An 18,174-nucleotide genomic window follows, 5' to 3' on the forward strand; every position below is an offset into this window, starting at 1 on the left:
GAATACTACGATAAGAAGCGTGAAGAAGGAAAACCATACCGTGTAGCCATTGTAGCCTGCATAAACAAGCTCCTTCACTGGATCTACGCCCTCTTAACAAGAAAAGAACTGTTCCTTGATTTAGCTTTAAACCCATACTTCTCATTAGCTGGTTTAGTTCAGCCGATGATGATTTAAAATAGGGTCTGTCAAGAATTTTGTGATCGAGACGGCGGAAACGATGCAAGATCAGGTGTCCGCATCTTGGCCGGTTCATCAAACCCAGGCTGAATCGAGCTCAAAATGCTTTGCGAGCTCCGATAATCCCGAGGCTTGTATAACCGTTCGATTCCTGGATGCAATATAGTTTCCCCTTAAATCGGACCTGTTGTAGGATCTTCTCCGCGTTTCCTTCTTCGATGAATCCTCACGAAATCGCTACAATGGAAAAAACCCAACCAAAGTTGTACACTGGTTGGGTTTTTGTATTGCATAAATATACATATGTGTGTATGAAACGAACTGTGAAACAAAATCTACAGCTTATTGTGAACCATTTACAACTTTTGGTGAAACATCACAGCGCCACAGATGCCTGTTATTATGTCAAATATTAGCTACACTTGCTGTAGCCGCAATTCGTGCACGTCTTGCAGCCTTCGCTGTTCACGAGCGAGGCTGATCCGCAACCCGGGCACAAGTCGGTGGAGGAAGCGACGTGAAGCTTCTTCATGACCGGTGCTGCCGGTGCCGGTGCGGGTGCGGGTGCTTCGATTTCCTGCGTAGCGGTCACGAGGTGGTTCGCGTTGTCCTCGTAGACGGCGCTTGCTTCTGCATTTTCCTTATGAATCTCGAGCGCCTTCGCGACGGCGTCCGCGATCGATTCTACACGATTCGGACCGAAGCCGACGGCACCGGAGCCGCCGATGCCCTTGAGGTGCTTGATCAGAAGATCCGTCTTGCTGCCGTGATCCCCATAACGGAGGAACAGCGAGATGACGCGGCCGAGCGCTTCGGACATCGCGAAGACGTCGGAGCCGGCCTTGCCTACGTTCAGGAACACTTCGTTCGGCGTACCGTTCGAATCGTTGATCGTGATATAGGCAATTCCGAACGGCGTATTGAACTTATACGTCGCGCCGCGAAGTACTTGCGGACGGCGTTGGTACTGCTTGTCGAATACTTGCTGCTGCTCCGGCGTCGCCTTGATCGGGAGCGACGCGATCGCTTCGATCGCTTGCTCTTCCTTCGAAGCTTCCGGTGCTGCGGCTTCTTCCTTCTTGTCCTCGTCCTTCTTCGTGCTGAGGACTTGGACGTCGCGGCTGCCGTCGCGGTAAATCGTTACGCCTTTGCAGCCGAGGTCGAATGCAAGTTCATACAACTCTTTCGTCTCTTCGACCGTGAAGTCGGACGGGCAGTTCGCCGTCTTGGAGATGGAGCTGTCGACCCAACGTTGGATCGCCGCTTGCACGCGGATATGATCTTTCGCGGACAGGTCCATCGAAGTGACGAACCATTCCGGAAGCTCTTGACCCGGGTTCTTGTCCTTCCACTCTTGCGCGATCGGTACGAGCTGCTTGTCGAAGCCGAGGCGGCTCTGACGGTAGTACTCGAACGCGAAGTACGGCTCGATGCCTGTGGACGTGCCGACCATCGTGCCGGTGCTGCCCGTAGGCGCCTGCGTGATGACCGTAACGTTCCGCATGCCGTTCTTCTTGATCGCCGCACCGACCTCCGGATATTCGGAGACGATGTTCTTCATGAACCCGCTCTGCATGAACTTCTCGTACTCGAAGTGCGTGAACGACCCCTTCTCCACGGCGATTTCGGAGGAAGAGATGTACGCTTCCTTCGCCATGAAGCCGTAGAGCTTATCGAGGAATACGAGCGATTCCGGGCTGCCGTAACGAATTTCGAGCTTGATCATCAATTCCGCGAGACCCATCGTGCCGAGGCCGACGCGGCGCTCGCCTTGCTGGTTCTTTTGGTTTTCCTCGAAGTGGTACGGCGTCTTGTCGATGACGTTGTCGAGAAAGCGTACCGAGTAACGAACCGTCTTGCCGAGCTCATCCCACGCGACGTCCTTCTTCTTCTCGTCGTAGAACTTCGACAGGTTGACGGCCGACAAGTTGCAGACGCCCCAGGCCGGCAATCCTTGTTCGCCGCACGGATTCGTGCAAATGATCGGATTGAAGTACCACGAGTTCGACATCTGGTTGTAGTACTCCATGAACACGACGCCCGGCTCCGCGGACTTCCATGCGGATTCGATGATCGTGTGCCAAATGTCGCGCGCCTTGACGGTGCGGTACGGCTTCACGGCCTTGCCGGCAGCCTTCCACTTCTCCAGATCGCCGTCCCACAGCGCGTCGTACTCCGGATCCTTCGTGTCCGGGAAGACGAGCTCCCAGTCGAGGTCTTCTTTAACGGCTTTCATGAAGGCGTTGCTGACGCAAACCGACAGGTTCGCGTTCGTCACTTGGCCCATCGTCTGCTTGACGGTGATGAAATCAAGCACATCCGGGTGCCAGTCGTTGATCATGAGCATAAGCGCTCCGCGGCGCGACCCGCCTTGCTCGATCAATCCCGTCGTGTAGCTGAACAAGCCGCCCCACGATACCGCCCCGCTGGAGGAGCCGTTCACGCCCGCTACGATCGAGCGGCGCGGACGAAGCGAGGAGAGGTTGATGCCGACCCCGCCGCCGCGGGACATGATCTCGGTCATTTCGCTCAGCGTCGTCATGATGCCGCCGCGGCTGTCGTGCGGCGACGGGATGACGTAGCAGTTGAACAGCGTCAGCTCGTCGCTCGCGCCGGCGCCCGCCGCGATGCGTCCGCCCGGGACCAGCTTCCAATCGTCCAAAATATATCTGAAGTTCTCGGTCCACTGCTTCTGCTTCTCAGGCGCTTCGACGGACGCCATGGCGGCCGCGAGGCGGTCCCACATCTCTTCCGGCGTCTTCTCGACCGTGAGCGTGATCTTCTCGACCGACGTCTCTACCGTCTCGCCGGAGCGCGTCTTGACCGTAACTTGATTTCCGTTCCTCGCGATGACCTCTCCGACTTCTTTCGCCGGAAATTTCGGGTCGTCTTTCGTTAAGGCGAGGACGATGTCCCCGACCTTCGTATTGTTATAGTCGGCATCCTTCCGTGCATACCGGTCCAAGAAAATCTTCTCGCTAAGGCCTTCCAACTTCGTCTTTTGCTTCGTCTTCAAAAGGCGCACCCTCCCAACGTGGATAAAAACACAATATAAGCACCGTCAGCCTTCGACACCGCCTCCGGAACAAGAACATGATGTGTAAATCCATGTATGTAGAATCCATCACTATATATTGTGTCCGGAGTTCATTATACGTCACTAGATGTTGTAGTTTCTAGCAAAATATTTTTTGATTTTGGCAGGAATTTCAGAAGTGCTTACAAACCCTTAAAACAATCGCTTTCATCCGGTTTACAAAATCCCGCCGATTTCGACACCGTTCGATTCGACCGAATCGATCGTTTCCCCGGTCACTAGATTGTAACACATTATGACCCGAATGAGAACAAATATTCGCATGAGGGTAAAAAAGGAATTGCGGAAGCCGCAACGAAATAGTTCTTATTAATGCGAAGTACGGAGAGGAGGGGCCCTGTGACGCGGATTCCGAAGCCGAAGAAGCCGAAGAAGCTAAAGCCGAAGCCGGCGGCGATCGCGAAGCATCCGATGGCGCTGCCCGGCATGCGCTGGATCCCGACGGCGGCGCTCTCGCCCGCCAACCTGCTGCAGCTGCAGCGGTCCGGCGGCAATCAAGCCGTCGTCCGGCTGCTGAAGCGGTTCGCCGCCCCCGAGACGGGCAGCTTAGAATCGCTGAAGACGTACCATGCCGCGAGGCGGGACGGGGTCGTGCCGGTGCCGGGCGTCGAGGGCGAAGCGCTGATGGCGGCGCAGGACCCGCGCTTCGGGGACTGGAGGTTTCAGTTCGTCGCCGGGGACAACGGCGGCATGGCGATGTACTGGATCACGCTCGGGCAATATAAACATCGGCAGCGCCATATTTTGATCGACGCGGCGACGAACGAGCCGCTCGAAGTGACCGGCGGCGATCTGGACGAGCGGGATCGGCAGCTGCTCGCCGATTGGGCGGCGCAGCTGCTCGTCGAGCAGCTCTCCGGCGCGAAGCCGGCGCTCGCCCTGCCGGACGCCGCAGGCGCCGCTCCTCCCGAAGAAGAAGAGGAGGACTTCCTCGGCGGCCTTCTCGCGGACGACGGCGGCGACGAAGGCGGCAGAGGCGGCGGAAGCGGCCTCGACGCGGCGATCGCGGCGGCAACGGCCCGAAGCGCGGGCGGCAACGGCAAGAGCGGCAACGGCCAAACCTAATGCGAAGGAGAATCGGCACCATGGGCAAGTACGTATGGAACGGAGAACGGCTAATGAATCGATCGGAGGCGTCGGTGGACGTCGAAGATCGGGGACATACGTTCGGAGACGGCATATATGAAGTGTTTCGAGTATACAGCGGGAAGATGTTCGAGCCCGAACTGCATTGGGCGCGGTTCGAGCGGAGCGCGCGAGAGCTCCGCATCGAGCTGCCCCTCTCGATCCCCGAGCTCGAGCGGGGCGTCGAGCAGTTAATCGAAGCGGACGGTCTCGCGGAAGGCATCGTCTACCTGCAGCTGACGCGGGGCGCGGCGCCTCGGGCGCATCCGTTCCCGGCGGAGGCGCGGCCGGCGCTGACGGCGTTCTCGAAGCCGCTCGCGCGGCCGCTCTCGGCGCTCGAATCCGGCACGTCCGTCATTACGCGGCCCGACATCCGATGGCTCCGCTGCGATATCAAGAGCCTGAATCTGCTGCCGAACGTGCTCGCGAAACAAGAAGCCTCCGAAGCCGGAGCCTCGGAGGCGGTGCTGCATCGCGACGGCATCGTCACGGAAGGCAGCTCTTCCAATATCGCGATCGCGAAGGACGGCGTCGTGCGGACGCATCCCGCCAACAACCTGATTCTGCACGGCGTCACCCGCGCGGTCGCGCTGCGGCTGGCGAGCGAGCTCGACCTCCGCGTTAGCGAAGAAGCGTTCACGCTCGACGAGCTGTACGCCGCGGACGAAGCGTTCCTGCTCGGCACGACGGTCGAAGTGATGCCGATCGTCCGAATCGACGATCGTTCGGTGGCGAACGGCGTCCCGGGTCCGATCGCGCGCAAGCTGCAAGCCGCGTTCGCGAAGCGGATTTAGAAGTCTTTCACCATGAATTTGTAAGTTCCGCAAGCGTATTCGTGAAATTCGTCGGGGCGGTCGGTTTGCACCAATTCGGTGCACTCGGCCGTCTTTTCGCGTTTGCGCGCCGATTCGGAGGCGAAAGCGTCCTCGGAGTTGTCGACCACGACGACGTACTTGCCTTCCGCATAAGAAATATCGGTATAAATCGGGTCCCCTTCGGTCGTCATGTCGACGATCCGCACCGCGTCGTTCCCGCCGCTCGCCGTCACCGCGAGGAACGCGTCGAACCGTTCCAGATTGCTCGCTTCCTCCGGCCCGATACCGGAATGAACGATGTCCCCTTCGTCGAGCGGCGCCATGACCGGCTCGGACGACGAACAGCCCGCAGCCGTCATGGCGACGACCGCCGCGAGCAGACTCCCCATTAGCTTTCTCATCTCGTCACCTCTAGAAGCATTAACGCACAAGATCTGGAAAAGGTTTCGTCCATTCCGAAAAAACGTTCGGAATTCGCGCCCGCGCGGTCTACCCGCTTCCGCAGCCGCCTCCGCACGAGGCGCCCCCGCCGTCGCCGCCGCTTCCGCTCCCGTCGCCGGCATCCCCCGCGCCGCCTGCGTCGTCCGCGCCGGACGCCGACGAGTTTAAGACGCTGACGACGATGAGGCCCGCCGCGTAATCGCTCGCGAGCCGCGGATCGTTCGTCGACGGTCCGCGCCGCCGCGCCTCCTCGAGGCCGGCTTGCACCGACCGCTCGAGCGCCCGCGCCGCGTCGAGCCCGGCTGCCGAGCCGTCCGCGAACCAGCGCGCGGCGATGCGATCTGCGTCCATCCGCCCGAGCGCCTCGACCTCCGCGCCGCCGAACCGGTGCCGCCCGAACGCCCCGAGCAGCCGCTCGTTCGCCGGATACAGCCGGAACAACGTCCCGTACAGCAGCTCGAACTCGACGCGGGCGCGCTGCGCTTCGGCGCGAGACGGCGGCGCGACGTGCGGCACGTGCGCGATCGTTCGATCGGCGATACCCGCGCACAGCGTCTCGTACTCCCGCGTGAACAACAGCATCTCATGCCAGATCGCGTCCGCGTCCGAGCTGTACATCGGCGTCTCGTCCTTGCGAAGGGCGGACATGAAGAAGAAGCGCCGCAGCTCCAGCAGCGCCCAGTCGTACCCGTCGTCCGTCCAAGTCGGATGCGCCGCCATGACGCGACCGCGCACATGCTCGAGGAACGTCGCCCCGAACGCGCTCGCGACGCGGCGCTCCAGCGCCAGCAGCGCTTCCGTCGTCAGCCGCAGCCCGCAGCCGTCGGCCAGCTCGCCGCGCGGATACGGCTCCAGCGCCTTCGCCCCTGCGCCGAAGCCGAGCGTCTTCCCGATCCGCCGCCACCATCCCATCGCAACGCCGCCTCCCTAAAATAACCATCTTAATACATATGATTGTATCAGCTATCGGCGCAAATTCCAGACGTCCGCGCCGTATTTTTCCGCGGCGAGCCGCGCCGTCTCGGCCTCTTCCGCGGCCGACAACCCCGACGCGGCGAACGTCACGCCGAGCGCCGCCGCCCAGCCCGCGGCGAACGCGTCCTCCGCCGCCGCGGGCTCCACCGGCGCCAGCCCTCGCGCGCCGCGCAGCTCGTTGATCGCCGCCGCCTTGTCGGCGAACGACGCCGCGAGCCGCTCGCGCAGCCGCTCGTTGCGGAACTGCAGCAGCTCGAACAACAGATCGACGTCCAGGTCGAGCAGAATCGAGCCGTGCTGCAGCACCGCGCCGTGCTGGCGCACCTGGGCGCTCCCGGCCACTTTGCGGCCGTCGACGACGAGCTCGTACCACGACGGCGAGTCGAAGCAGGCGGCGGAGCCGCCCGAGGCGTACTTCGCCTTCTCCTCCTCGCTCGCCAGAGACACCATCGCCGCGTCCAGCCCGAGCGCGCGGAAGCCGTGCACCAATCCCTCGCTCAGCACGCGATACGATTCCGTGACCGACGTCGGCAGCCCCGGATAGTCGTCCGGCACGACGATCGAATACGTCACCTCCGCGTCGTGCAGCACCGCCCGGCCGCCGGTCGGCCGGCGCACGAAGCCGAGCCCCCGCCGACGCACCTCGCTAAGCCTGACCTCGTCCTCCGCCTTCTGGAAATACCCGATCGACAGCGTCGCCGGATTCCACCCGAAAAACCGAAGCGTCGGCGGCGCCGACCCGGCGCCCACCGCCTTCATCATGGCCTCGTCGGCCGCCATATTGGTATCGGGAGCGCCCGCCCCCGATCGAATCAAACGCCATTCGCGCGTTTCCACAACAGCATCACCCGTCCCCATCATACCACGCGGCGCGGCGTCCATGGCAACCGGGCGGGGGAGGAGCATTTTCGATAGAATCCTGATCGGTTATGAATGACGGCGGTTTCGTGCATACTAACACGTAATGTTTTCAAAGATACGGCGGTTTTCTACATCGAGGGGGCGAACAACTGTGCGAAAAACCGTGTTGCCGGAGCCGACCCGCGCCCTGAACGACCATCTGACGCTGACGTTCGACCGGTCCTGGCACGAAGCGCTCGAGGATCGGCTGGCGAAGAACGGGCCATGGGACAACTACACGCACTACCAGCTTGCATACGAGGCGGAGCGGGCGGCGCTCGTTCACAGTTTCGAAGAGTTGCAATGCTTGCGCCACCTGCCGAAGCTGCGGCCGCTGCCGCATCAACTCGACGCCGCGAAGAAAGTGCTGCACGAGATGCGCGGCCGCGCCATTCTCGCCGACGAGGTCGGTCTCGGGAAGACGATCGAAGCCGGGCTGATTTTGAAGGAATATATGATTCGAGGGCTTGTGAAAAAGGCGCTCATTCTCGTGCCCGCTTCGCTCGTGCTGCAGTGGGTGCGCGAGCTGAACGGCAAATTCGGCATCTCGGCGACGGCGCAGAAGAAGGCGCATATGTGGGAGACGTGCGACGTGATCGTCGCGTCCATGGATACGGCGAAGCGCGATCCGCACCGAGACATCGTGCTCGGGCTCGATTACGACATGCTCATCATCGACGAGGCGCATAAGCTGAAAAACAAGAAGACGACGAACTACCAATTCGTCAACCAAGTGCGGAAGAAATATTGCCTGCTGCTGACGGCGACGCCCGTGCAGAACGATCTCGGCGAGCTGTACAACCTCATTACGCTGCTAAAGCCCGGCCAGTTAGGCGCGCAGGGCAGCTTCGCGGCGAATTACGTCGCGGAGAAGCGCGTGCCGAAGAACGAGGACGCGCTCCAGCAAGAGCTGCAGAAGGTCATGATCCGCAACCGGCGCAGCGACGGCGGCGTCGAGTTCACGAAGCGCAACGTATCGAACGTACTACTCGATCTCTCTCCCGAGGAGATGGAGCTGTACGAGGGAGTCACCCGGTTCGTGAAGCAGCGCTACGAGGAGGCCGGCGGCGACATCGGCAGCGTGCTGTCGATGCTGACGCTGCAGCGCGAGGTGTGCTCGTCCCGCGACGCGGTGTTCATTACGCTCGTCAATCTGTTCAAGAAGACGGCCGAGGACTCCCCCGCGCGGGCGCGGATTTGGGAGCTCGTCGAGCTCATTCGAGGCATCAAGGCGAACACGAAAGCCGAGAAGGCGATGGAGCTCATCCAAGGCATCGACGAGAAGGTCATCATCTTCACGGAGTACCGGGCGTCTCAGGAGTATTTGCTTAATTTCTTGAAGGAAAAGGGGATCCGAGCCGTCCCCTACCGCGGCGGCATGAACCGGGGCAAGAAGGATTGGATGATGGATCTGTTCCGCAACCGGGCGCAGGTCATGGTCGCGACCGAAGCGGGCGGCGAAGGCATCAATCTGCAGTTTTGCCACCATATGATCAACTTCGATCTGCCGTGGAATCCGATGCGGATCGAGCAGCGGATCGGCCGGGTGCATCGGCTCGGGCAGACGAAGGACGTGCAGATTTACAACCTGTCGACGCGGGGCACGATCGAGGAGCATATTTTGAATTTGCTGCATGAGAAAATCAACATGTTCGAGCTCGTCATCGGCGAGCTCGATACGATCGTCGAGCGCGGCGACTCGCTCGAGTCGAGCTTGGCGAAGATCGTGCTGGAGGCCGCCGACGAACGCGACCTGAGGGCGCGGATGGATTCGCTCGGCTCGTCGATCGCCGCGGAGCGGCGAACCGTCGGCGGGGGCGGCCGCGGCGGCGGGAAACCGTCGGCGGCCGACGAGCGGCGCGCCCGGATCGGCGCGATTCTCGACGCCGTCGCGGTCGACGCGGAAGCGATGGGAGCGGAGGCGAGACCATGAATCCGAAGGAAGTGCAGAAGTTCGTCATGCGGTATTTGGAAGCGACGGAGTGCCACGTGCAGGAGAAGTCGCCTTCGCACGTGACGGTGCGCCTGTCGCCGGAGGCCGACCGGGACCTGACGAACCGGCCGTATTATTGGAGCTTCGTCGAGCGAACCGGCGCGCCGGCGGAGACGATGACGCTGACGTTCGTCTTCGATCCCGAAGCTCGGGCGGCGGCCGCCGCGGGAGCCTCCGGCGCGGCGCCGGCGCCGAAGCCCGCGACCGCGGCGCAGCAGGCCGCCGCCTCGGTGGCGCCGCAGCCGAACGGGGGCGGCGATTCGATTCTCGGCCGTTACTTCGGCTTCGCGCCGGCGGCCGCCTCGCCGGGGCGCATCGCGTACGACGAAGTGACGTACGGCAGCCGACGGCTCGAGCAGCTGTTCGGCGTCGTCCGTTCGAAAGGCCGGTTCGTCCAGATGTTCGAGGACGTGAAGGCGCCGCGGGGCGCGCCTCCCGCCGTCTGCCACACCTGGCTCGCCGTGAATTACAAGGTGGAGCTGTGCTGCGACATGAAGCGCGACGAGCTCCACTCCCTCGGCATCTCCCTCATGACGGGCGAGATCGTGGAAGAATTCGGCGAGACGTTGGCCGCTCTGTCACTCACGCCTCGCCTGCCGTCGAATACGCTCGTGCAGCGGCCGGTCTGGTCGATCCCGCGCGCGGTCGCCGCGCTCGAGCATTATCTCGAGCGGGAGCTGCGCAATTACAACCACGATTGGGCGCTGGACGCGAAGGCGCGGCTCGACGACGAGCTCGCCCGCGTCGACGCGTATTACGAGGAGCTGCTGCGGGGACTCGAAGATCCGGAGCAGCGCGCCGCCGCAGCGGCGCAGTACGAGGCGCGCAAGCGGGAGATCGCGTGGCAGTACGCCCCTCGGGTGACGGCGAACGTCGTCAGCGCGGGCGTCTTCCATCTCGGTTCCGACACGCCGGTTCTGCATTAGACAAAAGTTCTTATAATTCGCGGACAAGAAGGGACAAACTTCTCGCGTCCCTTCCGTTACACTTAGTTGTATCGGCTTGTCCCATCCCTTAGAGAGGCAGGTGACGCTCACGGTGATACGATGGGTTGCATGGGCCGCGGCGCTGGCGATCGGCGTCGCCGCGCCGCACGGGGCCTCGACGTCGTCGGTTCCCGCGGTCGAACGTTCCGCGACGGTGGCGGTGCTGTCGGCGACGGAGACGTCGCTCGAAGCGCAGGTGGCCGCATGGATTGCGGAGCTCGCGAAGGACGAAGCGTTCTGGAGTTGGAAGGACGCGACGTGGCGCAAGGCGCCGCTCGGTCCGGGGCAGCACGGTTGGGTAATCTTCGTGAACGGACAGGGCGGTGCCGCGCTCGGCTATATGGTCGTAGGCGCGAAGCCGGAAGGCGGATACGAGCTTCTGGAATACGGCGTCGGCGAGTTTTCGTTATTTTCGTCGGAGGTATTGCATCGCGCGCTCGGATCCGACGGACTCGAAGGCGTGGCGTTCACCTCCAACGCGAGGGTGGAGCGGCTGTACTTCGATCCGATGCACGCGTTCTGGCAAGTGTCGGAGGGGGGCGTCACCCGCTATGCGGATGCGGCGAACGGCGCATGGCTGCCGATCGCCGAGGAAGACGTGTATAGGCTGAAGGTTGCGACTTCTTCTCCGGAGTCACTTTCGGGGAAGCGCTTGCATATAATGAAGAAACCCGGCGATCCTTACCTGGATTTGGATTGGCTCGATGCGCCCGATGCTTCGATTCGGGGCTGGGGCGACTTCGCCGCTTGGCTCTCCGGTCGAGGCGACGGCGAAGCGATGTACGCGGGCGCCGCGTTCGGGGGCGCCGTAACGACGCCGGTCGGCGTGGCGGGGTACCATTGGTGGCCGTCCGCGGACGGCTCGCAGGCGGCGGGAGCCTCGCTCCGAGGCTACGTCGCGCTGGATCAGGAAGGGTTGACGCGCTACGCGCCGCTCGAGCGGCTGCTTGCGGTCGGCGCCTTCCGCTGACGACTTCGGTTTTTCTCCTCTTCTTATATACCTATTGCCCTCGGCGGGCTTTCCCTGCCGGGGGCGCTTTTTTTCCGCGGCCGAACAGCATGGAGACGGACATCGGAATCATGCCGAACCACCGCGTCGTCCACGGCTCGTTCTTCCGCCGACGCAGCTCGCGCTCCCGCTTGCGGCGGTCGCTCGGGGTATCGATATATTGGACGACCTTCTGGGTGACGTATTTAACGATCTCTTCGCCCTTGGCCATGGCCGGTTCACGCTCCTTTACCCATCTAGTATGCCCGGCCCGCCGCGAAGTAAACGCCCGCCCCGTCTCCGCTCCGCCAACGGCCCGCCCCACCGGCTCCTTCGATCGAAGAGGCGAGGAATGTCGCAACTTGGTGCATAACCGCATCCGGGTGGTGCAAAATCTGCTGCACGATGCAGCCGTTCGAGCGGAGCATGGGCCGGCGGACGAAGAAGCCCCTGCGTCAGCCTCCCCGCCGCGCGGCGACGTAGGCGAGGTAGCGTCGTCCGGAGTCGTACACGGCGTCGTAGACGGCGCGGCCGACCGCGTGGCCGACGTGCGTCGCCGTGCCGGCGTACCGGGCGTACGCCCCGCGGCCCGTAGCGACGATCGCGACCGCATCGGTCGTCGTCCCGGTGGCGGCCCCGCCGTCGTCCGGGTCGCGAACGCCGAGGTCGCCGAGCGCGGCCGCCTTCGCCTCCGCCGCGACGCACGCCGCGCCGACGTACGCGCCCGGCGCAAGGCCGCCGTCGACGACGACGACGGCGTTGATCGTGCCGGGGAACAAGCCCCCGGCAGGCTCCCGCAAGCGGCCCGCGCGCGCCGCATTGCCAAGGCCGACCGTCGCCCAGCAGGCGACGGATCGCCCGCCGTCGCCGAGCGCGCACTCGGCGAACCCGACCTCGCGGACGAACGCCGCGGTCAACATCCCCAGCGTCCGCCCGGCCGAAGCGCCGGCGGCGCCGACGCCCGCATCGACCTCGAAGCCGTGCCGGACGAGGAACGCCTGCATCTCCGCTTCCGGGTCGTCCGCCATATAACTCTTCGGCACCTGGCGGTTGACGATCGCCCCGCACGTCTCGACGAACCCGCCGCCCACGACGGCGGAGCTCAGCGCGCCGCAAGGCGCGTCGAAGCGGACGACGAGGCATGGTCCTCCATCGTCCGCCTCCAATATCGACGCCAACACGCCGTCGATCCCGCACGCCCCGAGCGGCCGCTCGGACGCGCTCACTCGCCCGCCTCTTCTTCCTCGCCGATCGCGCCGGCGATCGCCGGCGGCAGTACCCGCTCCTCCGACGCCGGCTGGTACACGTACCGTCGGTCCAGCTTCACGAGTCGGCGCGTACTGCGCTTGCGGATGAGCACCGACGACTCGTCCCACGCGACGACGAAGCCGCGCACGTCGTTGTCCCGATTCGCGTCGCGCACGACGCGGAGCAGCGTGCCGTCGATCCGATAGGCGTCCAACGCTTCTTCCGATATGATGGCGTTCGCCTCCTTTTACTCGAATAACGTTCCCTATGTACACGAAAAAAGACCCGGCATGCCGCCAAGGTCCTCTCTCCATGGTTTGAAGCCGAACAAGCGAGTTAGCCGACGTGTTCCTTCGAATCGTTCGGTTGGTTCTCGAACCAATGGTCGAGCACCTTCGCCGACATGACGCGCTTGCTAACATAATCCGCTTGCGCTTCGGTGAAATGCGAAGTCCATTCGAACTCGCAATCCCGGCATATGTTAACAATGGTCAACAGCTCGGACCAAGCGACGTACCGTTTGTACCAGAAAAATTGAGGATGTTCCACCATATAGGGGTAGAGGTCATCAAATTCCGTGTGCTTGCAGTCGACCGTCCGCTCAAAATGCGTCTTGGCTTCCAAGAGCTTCTTCGCCAAATACTCGTTCGTAAACGGCTGATTCCCCATCGCGACGCCCTCCTCTCCAAAACTTACTCCTCATTATAAAGCAAGAATCGGAAGGATGAAAGACATAGACAGGTTGAAAAATGCTGTAAATTCGGGTTATGAAAACGCTCTCCCCCGCCCGTCCCGATCGAAGCGGCCGCTGCGGGCCGCTTACTCCTCCGCGAATCGGACTTGTCCGCCCTCGAGCGACGCGATGCGCGCCAGCGACAACACGGGAATCCCTTGTTCCCGCAAGAAGCTCCCGCCCGTCTGGAACGCCTTCTCGATCGCGATGCCCGCGCCGACCATCGTCGCGCCAGACCGCTCCACGATCCGCAGCGCGCCGCGCGCGGCGTCTCCGTTGGCGATGAAGTCGTCGATGAACAGAATGCGGTCGTCCGCCTTCAGCACTTCCTTCGAGATGACGATGTCGGTGACGATCCCCTTCGTGAAGGAAGGCACCCGCTCCGAGTAGTATTCGCCTTCGTTCATCAGCGCCTTCCGCCGCCGCGCGTACACGAGCGGCACGCCCAGCTCCGCAGCGGTCGCGTACGCGATCGCGATGCCGGAAGACTCGATCGTGAGCACGCGCGTCACGCCGGCGTCGCGGAACCGCCCGGCGAATTCCCGCCCCATCTCGGCGATCAAGACCGGATCCACTCCATGGTTCAAAAACGTGTTGACGCTGAGCACCTGATCCGACAACACCCGTCCGTCCTCGATAATTCGACGCTTCAATAATTCCATCGCGTTCCCTCCGGTTGCCTCGCATCGGTTCGCACCGTTTTGAATAAAATTACCATAACGGAAAATTCGATTCAACCATCATTTTCCGTGCAACTTTTCCCATTCAAATCCAGTCTAATATTATAGAAACGTATGAAATGATGATTGCGCACACGTGACGCTTCTTGTTAGAAACAAAAACGTGATCTTTTCCCGCAAATTCGCCTGAAATCGGTGCAAATTCGTCTTTGTGAGGGAGTGCCGTGATGCCGTATAGTAAGGGAAGACCTATAGAGAGATTAAACGGATCCATATCGGGAAGAGAGCTGGGTAGATATTATATGATAAAGTGGCTGGGCACATTAGGGGCGGCGGCGCTGCTTGCGCTTGCCGCGGGCTGCTCCGGCGGCGGGGCCGCTCCCGCGACGAGCGAACCGCCTGCGTCCGTCGCGGAACGACCTGTCGCGGAACCCGAGGCGGAGACGCCCGTCGAGACGCCGGCGAAGCCGGCCGAGTCGGAGGCCGTCGCGAAGCCGGGGGAGACCGCTCCCGCGAAAGACAAGAACAACATTTCGGTCGCTTCCCCGCAAGCGGAGACGATCGAGACGGACGTCCCGGACGATCTGTACATGAACGAAGACGACCGCGAGGCGATGAAGACGGCGGAGGAAGCGCGGCAAGAGTTCAATCGCCGCAACTACGACGTCACCGGCACGTTCGATCCGCTTCATCCGACGTTGATGGGCATCGGAATCGGCGCGGACGCGGACGTCGTCACCCAACGGTTCGGCGAACCGACGGAGAAATACTTGCTCCCCGACGAGAAGGAAGACGCGGCGGTTTATTCGTATCCGGGCTTTACGATCGGCATTCGCGATAAGAAAGTGCTGTTCGTCGAAGTGAGCACGCGCAGCGTCAGCCCCGGTTTGAACGGCCTGCGGCTCGGCGACGCGAAGGACGACGCGATCGCGAAACTCGGCCAGCCCGCATCCGAGACGGAATTCGTCGTCAGCTATATCGCGGACGGCGCCGTTCTGAAGTTGGACCTCGAGCCGGAGACGAACAAGATCCATTCGATAAAGTTATTTCCCGAGGAATAATTAATAAGGTGAACCGTAAGAGCTGTCCCGAAAACGACCTCGAATGAGGCCCGGGGCGGCTCTTTCCTTTTCCGAAAACGCAGCGTCCGGAGACCTTGTACTACTTCCCCTCAAGATGTCATACCTTGTACTATTCACGGTACAGGCAGGGGGGCGCAGCATGAAGCGTACGGCCGCCACGATGCAAATCGCGTTCACGTACATCGGAACCGTCGTCGGAGCCGGATTTGCCACAGGGCAAGAGATCTTGCAGTTTTTCACGAAATACGGCAGCGTCGCCCTCGTAACGATTCTAGTGTCGACCGGGCTGTTCATCTGGTTAGGGACGAAGGTTATGCTGCTTGCCAACGAAATCGGCGCAGCGTCTTACGAGGATTTGAACAAGCATCTGTTCGGCGCGAAGTGGGGCGAGCGGTTTTCGCTCCTGATGCTCGTCGAACTGTTTTCGGTCGCCATCGTCATGCTGGCCGGAGCCGGCTCCGTCTTCCGAGAGCAGCTCGGCATGTCGTTCCTGCTCGGCATCGGCGTTACCTTAGCGCTCGGGTATGTCGTCATTATGGGAGGCATGAAGGGCATCATGGCGGTCAATTCCGTCGTCGTGCCGATCATGCTCGTGTTTACGGGCATCGTGTTTTACCGAACGACGCAGAACGCCGACTTCCTGACGTTCGAGTGGCTGCATCAGGACGATCCGTACCTTCCCGGGCGCGCCTGGATCGCCCCGCTCCTATACACGGCGTTCAACCTCGCGTCGGCGCAGGCGGTGCTCGTGCCGCTCGGCGCGGCGGTGAAGGACCGGACCGCCATTCGTCTCGGCGGCGTGATCGGCGGCGCCGGCCTCGGGGCGTTGCTGCTCATCGGCCATATCCTGCTGTCGACGCACGCGCCGGTCATCTTTCAATACGAAATCCCCATGGGCCTCGTCGTGGCCGGCATGGGGACCGTCATTCATCTTATGTATTTGCTGCTCATCTACGCCGAAATCTTCACGACGTTCATCGCGAACATCTTCGGCCTGTCGCTCCAGCTGGAGCAGCGGCTTCGCCTGAAGCGGCGAACGATCGTCGTCTTGGCGCTCATCCTTTGCTTCGGCATCAGCTTCGTCGGCTTCAAAGCGCTGCTCTCGACGCTGTACCCGTTCTTCGGGGTGTTAAGCCTGGTGTGGTTCGCGATGATCGTCGTCCGGCAGCGCAGCTCCGCCTGACGCGGCTCCGGCATCGGCAGTTCCCGCTTCCCCGCTGCCCGCTCCTGCCGCCGTTTCCTCCCGCTCGCCGAGCAGTCGGAACGTCATGCCGAGCCGCACGAACAGGAAGACGCCCGCCAGCGCGTTGTAGACGAGGCCGGACAGCAAGTACCCGTAGTGGTAATACGGATACGCGTCGCGGTCTTTCATGACGCCCACGGCGTCCGCCAGCAAAAACAGCGTGCCGATCAGAAACACGGCAAGAATCAAATAATCGAACACGGTCCATCGTCCGAGCGCGGTCCGCACCGCTTCGCGCCTTGCGCCGAACGCCATGTACGCGGCGAACACGCCGAAGCCGGCGACCAGCAGCGCGATCACCGCCGCGGCGCCGGCCAACATCGAGTACAAATCCATGAAGCTCCCTCCGTTCCGAATCTTTACATTGTCGTCATACGGTACGCCAGCCAGACGAGGGCGGCGAACGCCGCCGCCGGCAAGCAAGATAGAAGGAAGGGCCACGCCTTCGCGGACGGCAGCGGCGCCCGACGGAGCAGCAGCTTCGCGAGCCGTTCGGCGGGCAGACGCTCCGCCGCCGGCGCCGGCTCGCGGGCGGCCGGCTTCGGCGCTCCGTCCGGGGCGAAGTCGGACAGCGTTCCGCCGCTCGGGCTCGGACGCGGCTTGCCCTTGTCCTGCAAGTGTATCGTCCCGCTCTTCCAGCCGACGCGGTATGTAATTTTGCGCGGATCTTCCTCCGCCTTGCCCGGCACGATCGGCTTGCCTTGGACGAACGGCTTGCCCGGCACGGACGGCTTGCGGCGATCGGTCATGCGGTTGCACCTCCTCGTGCTGATTGTCGCTCCGGTTGTGCGGTTGTGCCGCAGTGCGGTTCTGCGCTTGAAAGCGAACGCACCGATTGGATACAATATGAAACAAATCCTAGGTTTCGAACAAAAAACGAAAAAGGCGGTGGAATTCCTCTATGAGCAGTCACGCTGGATCTCCGCAACCCGTCGTCGCCATTACGGGCGGCGCCCAAGGCATCGGCCGGGCCCTCGCGTACGCTTTCGCGAAGCGCGGGTACGCGGTCTCGATCGCCGATCCCGACAAGGACGCCGGATTCGAGGTCATTCGCGAAATTCGCCGCTTCGACGGCAAGGGCGTCTATCTCGCGGCGGACGTCAGCCGCGAAGAGGACGTCGAGCGCTGGATGCGGGTCACCCAATCCGAGCTCGGCGGCGTCCACGCGCTTATTAACAATGCGGGCATCGGCCGCGGCGGCGATCCGCTGGAGCTCGACGTCGCCGAGTGGGACCGCGTCATCGGCGTCAACCTGCGCGGCACGTTCCTCTGCTCCCGCGCCGCGGGACGCATCATGAAGCGGCAGCGGCGCGGCGCAATCGTGAATATCGCCTCGACGCGGGCGCTTATGTCCGAGCCGCACACGGAAGCGTACGCCGCGTCCAAAGGCGGCATCCTCGCGCTGACGCACGCGCTGGCCGTCAGTCTCGGACCTCATGGCGTCCGCGTCAACGCGGTGTCGCCCGGCTGGATCGAGACGCGCGACTGGCAATACAGCGCCCGGGCGCTAGAACCGGTCCACTCCGAACGGGACCGATCGCAGCATCCCGTCGACCGCGTCGGCAAGCCCGAGGACATCGCCGAAGCGTGCCTCTTCCTCGCCAGCGACGAGACGTCCGGGTTTCTCACCGGACAGAACCTCGTCATCGACGGCGGCATGACCGTCAAGATGATCTACGAGGAATGAT

19 protein-coding genes are annotated in these 18,174 nt (G+C 62.4%); 8 read left to right on the forward strand and 11 right to left on the reverse strand.

Features of this window, described 5'->3' with window-relative positions:
• Positions 1–592 precede the first annotated feature (592 nt).
• Positions 593–3,196, reverse strand: coding sequence for an adenosylcobalamin-dependent ribonucleoside-diphosphate reductase (locus tag RIN49_RS27450; protein WP_309123301.1), 2,604 nt, complete (start codon positions 3,194–3,196; stop codon positions 593–595).
• A 420-nt stretch (positions 3,197–3,616) separates the two neighbouring features.
• On the opposite strand from RIN49_RS27450, the gene RIN49_RS27455 reads away from it, so the two are divergent.
• Positions 3,617–4,342 (forward strand): hypothetical protein, encoded by a 726-nt coding sequence (locus RIN49_RS27455; protein ID WP_309123302.1) that lies wholly within the window; start codon positions 3,617–3,619, stop codon positions 4,340–4,342.
• A 20-nt stretch (positions 4,343–4,362) separates the two neighbouring features.
• The gene (gene dat / locus RIN49_RS27460) at positions 4,363–5,196 is read left to right on the forward strand and encodes a D-amino-acid transaminase (RefSeq protein WP_309123303.1); all 834 of its coding nucleotides are present in this window, start codon (positions 4,363–4,365) and stop codon (positions 5,194–5,196) included.
• Here dat and RIN49_RS27465 read toward each other — a convergent pair.
• The 3 genes from RIN49_RS27465 to RIN49_RS27475 all read right to left on the reverse strand — a co-directional run bounded on the left by RIN49_RS27465 (position 5,193) and on the right by RIN49_RS27475 (position 7,413).
• Positions 5,193–5,618 (reverse strand): DUF4362 domain-containing protein, encoded by a 426-nt coding sequence (locus RIN49_RS27465; RefSeq protein ID WP_309123304.1) that lies wholly within the window; start codon positions 5,616–5,618, stop codon positions 5,193–5,195. The genes dat and RIN49_RS27465 overlap by 4 nt on opposite strands.
• An 88-nt stretch (positions 5,619–5,706) precedes the next feature.
• Positions 5,707–6,570, reverse strand: a complete 864-nt coding sequence (locus RIN49_RS27470; RefSeq protein ID WP_309123305.1) for a glycine-rich domain-containing protein — start codon at positions 6,568–6,570, stop codon at positions 5,707–5,709.
• A gap of 51 nt (positions 6,571–6,621) precedes the next feature.
• Complete coding sequence (locus RIN49_RS27475; protein WP_375295298.1) at positions 6,622–7,413, reverse strand: lipoate--protein ligase family protein; 792 nt, start codon at positions 7,411–7,413, stop codon at positions 6,622–6,624.
• Between the two features lie 232 nt (positions 7,414–7,645).
• On the opposite strand from RIN49_RS27475, the gene RIN49_RS27480 reads away from it, so the two are divergent.
• From RIN49_RS27480 to RIN49_RS27490, 3 genes are all read left to right on the forward strand, one after another.
• Positions 7,646–9,466 (forward strand): DEAD/DEAH box helicase, encoded by a 1,821-nt coding sequence (locus tag RIN49_RS27480; protein ID WP_309123306.1) that lies wholly within the window; start codon positions 7,646–7,648, stop codon positions 9,464–9,466.
• Positions 9,463–10,452 carry a YqhG family protein gene (locus tag RIN49_RS27485; protein ID WP_309123307.1) on the forward strand — a complete coding sequence of 330 codons (990 nt, stop codon included), beginning with the start codon at positions 9,463–9,465 and terminating at the stop codon, positions 10,450–10,452. The genes RIN49_RS27480 and RIN49_RS27485 overlap by 4 nt, the downstream gene beginning before the upstream one ends.
• A 112-nt stretch (positions 10,453–10,564) precedes the next feature.
• Complete coding sequence (locus RIN49_RS27490) at positions 10,565–11,482, forward strand: hypothetical protein (protein ID WP_309123308.1); 918 nt, start codon at positions 10,565–10,567, stop codon at positions 11,480–11,482.
• A gap of 31 nt (positions 11,483–11,513) precedes the next feature.
• On the opposite strand, the gene RIN49_RS27495 is transcribed toward RIN49_RS27490, so the two are convergent.
• From RIN49_RS27495 to RIN49_RS27515, 5 genes are all read right to left on the reverse strand, one after another.
• A complete protein-coding gene (locus RIN49_RS27495) occupies positions 11,514–11,732 on the reverse strand; it encodes a YqzE family protein (RefSeq protein WP_309123309.1) in 219 nt (72 codons plus the stop codon).
• A gap of 223 nt (positions 11,733–11,955) precedes the next feature.
• Entirely contained in the window at positions 11,956–12,726 is a 771-nt protein-coding gene (locus tag RIN49_RS27500; RefSeq protein ID WP_309123310.1) for an adenosylcobinamide amidohydrolase, read from the reverse strand.
• Entirely contained in the window at positions 12,723–12,962 is a 240-nt protein-coding gene (locus RIN49_RS27505; protein WP_375295297.1) for a hypothetical protein, read from the reverse strand. The genes RIN49_RS27500 and RIN49_RS27505 overlap by 4 nt, the downstream gene beginning before the upstream one ends.
• Before the next feature lie 122 nt (positions 12,963–13,084).
• Positions 13,085–13,417, reverse strand: a complete 333-nt coding sequence (locus tag RIN49_RS27510) for a hypothetical protein (protein WP_309123311.1) — start codon at positions 13,415–13,417, stop codon at positions 13,085–13,087.
• A gap of 150 nt (positions 13,418–13,567) precedes the next feature.
• On the reverse strand, positions 13,568–14,143 hold the full coding sequence (locus RIN49_RS27515) for a xanthine phosphoribosyltransferase (RefSeq protein WP_309123312.1): 576 nt from the start codon (positions 14,141–14,143) through the stop codon (positions 13,568–13,570).
• A gap of 320 nt (positions 14,144–14,463) precedes the next feature.
• On the opposite strand from RIN49_RS27515, the gene RIN49_RS27520 reads away from it, so the two are divergent.
• Complete coding sequence (locus RIN49_RS27520; RefSeq protein ID WP_309123313.1) at positions 14,464–15,222, forward strand: hypothetical protein; 759 nt, start codon at positions 14,464–14,466, stop codon at positions 15,220–15,222.
• Positions 15,223–15,382: 160 nt separating this feature from the next.
• Positions 15,383–16,426 carry a YkvI family membrane protein gene (locus tag RIN49_RS27525; RefSeq protein ID WP_309123314.1) on the forward strand — a complete coding sequence of 348 codons (1,044 nt, stop codon included), beginning with the start codon at positions 15,383–15,385 and terminating at the stop codon, positions 16,424–16,426.
• Here RIN49_RS27525 and RIN49_RS27530 read toward each other — a convergent pair.
• Together RIN49_RS27530 and RIN49_RS27535 are read right to left on the reverse strand one after the other, a co-directional pair.
• Complete coding sequence (locus RIN49_RS27530; RefSeq protein ID WP_309123315.1) at positions 16,373–16,822, reverse strand: hypothetical protein; 450 nt, start codon at positions 16,820–16,822, stop codon at positions 16,373–16,375. The genes RIN49_RS27525 and RIN49_RS27530 overlap by 54 nt on opposite strands.
• A gap of 23 nt (positions 16,823–16,845) precedes the next feature.
• The gene (locus tag RIN49_RS27535) at positions 16,846–17,235 is read right to left on the reverse strand and encodes a hypothetical protein (RefSeq protein ID WP_309123316.1); all 390 of its coding nucleotides are present in this window, start codon (positions 17,233–17,235) and stop codon (positions 16,846–16,848) included.
• 152 nt (positions 17,236–17,387) lie between these two features.
• Here RIN49_RS27535 and RIN49_RS27540 point away from each other — a divergent pair, with 152 nt between their 5' ends.
• On the forward strand, positions 17,388–18,173 hold the full coding sequence (locus RIN49_RS27540) for a glucose 1-dehydrogenase (protein WP_309123317.1): 786 nt from the start codon (positions 17,388–17,390) through the stop codon (positions 18,171–18,173).
• The last annotated feature ends 1 nt before the right edge of the window (position 18,174 follow it).

This window comes from Paenibacillus sp. (assembly GCF_031177825.1).
Lineage (GTDB): Bacteria > Bacillota > Bacilli > Paenibacillales > YIM-B00363 > Paenibacillus_AE.

Bases quoted from the DNA above. Each gene is read 5' to 3' on its own strand.
- RIN49_RS27495 (WP_309123309.1), bottom strand. From the start codon at position 11,732: ATGGCCAAGGGCGAAGAGATCGTTAAATACGTCACCCAGAAGGTCGTC.
- dat (WP_309123303.1), top strand. From the start codon at position 4,363: ATGGGCAAGTACGTATGGAACGGAGAACGGCTAATGAATCGATCGGAG.
- RIN49_RS27465 (WP_309123304.1), bottom strand. From the start codon at position 5,618: ATGAGAAAGCTAATGGGGAGTCTGCTCGCGGCGGTCGTCGCCATGACG.
- RIN49_RS27540 (WP_309123317.1), top strand. From the start codon at position 17,388: ATGAGCAGTCACGCTGGATCTCCGCAACCCGTCGTCGCCATTACGGGC.
- RIN49_RS27470 (WP_309123305.1), bottom strand. From the start codon at position 6,570: ATGGGATGGTGGCGGCGGATCGGGAAGACGCTCGGCTTCGGCGCAGGG.
- RIN49_RS27485 (WP_309123307.1), top strand. From the start codon at position 9,463: ATGAATCCGAAGGAAGTGCAGAAGTTCGTCATGCGGTATTTGGAAGCG.
- RIN49_RS27520 (WP_309123313.1), top strand. From the start codon at position 14,464: ATGATAAAGTGGCTGGGCACATTAGGGGCGGCGGCGCTGCTTGCGCTT.
- RIN49_RS27475 (WP_375295298.1), bottom strand. From the start codon at position 7,413: ATGGCGGCCGACGAGGCCATGATGAAGGCGGTGGGCGCCGGGTCGGCG.
- RIN49_RS27525 (WP_309123314.1), top strand. From the start codon at position 15,383: ATGAAGCGTACGGCCGCCACGATGCAAATCGCGTTCACGTACATCGGA.
- RIN49_RS27535 (WP_309123316.1), bottom strand. From the start codon at position 17,235: ATGACCGATCGCCGCAAGCCGTCCGTGCCGGGCAAGCCGTTCGTCCAA.
- RIN49_RS27515 (WP_309123312.1), bottom strand. From the start codon at position 14,143: ATGGAATTATTGAAGCGTCGAATTATCGAGGACGGACGGGTGTTGTCG.
- RIN49_RS27530 (WP_309123315.1), bottom strand. From the start codon at position 16,822: ATGGATTTGTACTCGATGTTGGCCGGCGCCGCGGCGGTGATCGCGCTG.
- RIN49_RS27510 (WP_309123311.1), bottom strand. From the start codon at position 13,417: ATGGGGAATCAGCCGTTTACGAACGAGTATTTGGCGAAGAAGCTCTTG.